1 protein-coding gene is annotated in these 1,074 nt (G+C 71.1%); it reads right to left on the bottom strand.

From position 1 onward, the window contains the following. Window positions 1-1,074 (bottom strand): YDG domain-containing protein (locus tag ACFDR9_RS27755; RefSeq protein WP_409033083.1); only part of this gene is annotated, 1,074 nt, incomplete at both ends.

Genomic DNA, 1,074 nt, shown 5'->3' with positions numbered 1-1,074 from the left:
CCGCCGTTCAGGTTGCGGATGCTGGTGGCGCCGGCGCCGGCGTTGTAGTTGACCACGCCGCTGCCCGTCAAGTTCACGTCGAGCACGTTGGCGCCGTCCGGCACCGCGCCGCCGTCCCAGTTCCGGGCCTCGCTCCACAAACCGCCGGCCGCGCCGACCCAGCTCGCCAGCGCCTTTTGCGTGATGTCGGCCGTGGCCGACAGGCCGCCGGGGACGAACTGGTAGTTGCCGGCGTCGGCGCCGCCCAGGCGGAAACCGCTGATGGCGACGTTCTTGCCGACGCCGACGTTCTTGTCGTCGAAGCGGCCGGCGCCGCCGAACAGGCTGACCGCGTCGCCGCCGACCACGCCGTCCAGGCTGGCTCTGACAAGCGCGTCGGTGCCGCCGTCGTAAGCCCGGCTGGCGACGCTGACGCCGCTCAGGCCCAGGCGCGCCGGCGTGATGCTGGCGAACAGCGGGCCGGCCACCGCGACCACGTAATTGCCGCCGTCGGCGCCGCCCAGCGCCACGTCGCTGAGCGTCACCGCCTTGGCCACGCCGACGTTCTTGTCGACGAAGTTGGCGCGCTGGCTGATGTCGAGCACGTCGCCGGCGACGCGGTCGTCGGCGACGCCGCTCAGGCTGGCCACGGTGCTGCCGTCGTAGACTTTAGCGGCCGCGGTGTAGCGCAACTGCAGCGTGCGCGCGGTGATGTCGGCGCTGGCGTCGGCGCTCAGCGAAGCGAGCGCGTAATTGCCGGCGTCGACGCCCTCCAAGACGAAGCCGGTGGCCTTGACCAGCTTGCCGACGCCGACGTTCTTGTCGCTGAAGCTGCCCTGGCCGCCGCTGACGACAACCTGGTCCTGGCCGATCACCCCGCCCAGCGTGGCGCCGCTGACGCTCGCTTGCAGCGTGCCGTCGTAGACCCGGTTGGCGACGCTGACGCCGGCCAGCGACAGGTTCGCCTGCGAAATGCTGGCCTGCAGGACAGGCGAATAGTTCAGCAGGTAGTTGCCGGCGTCGGCGCCGGACAGCGCCACCGAGGCCAGCGTCACCTTTTTGTTGGCGCCGGCGTTCTTGTCGGCGAAACTGGCG

It is taken from the genome of Janthinobacterium sp. CG_23.3 (assembly GCF_046115965.1).
GTDB lineage: Bacteria > Pseudomonadota > Gammaproteobacteria > Burkholderiales > Burkholderiaceae_D > Janthinobacterium.
This window is presented reverse-complemented; position numbering and strand designations above follow the sequence as displayed.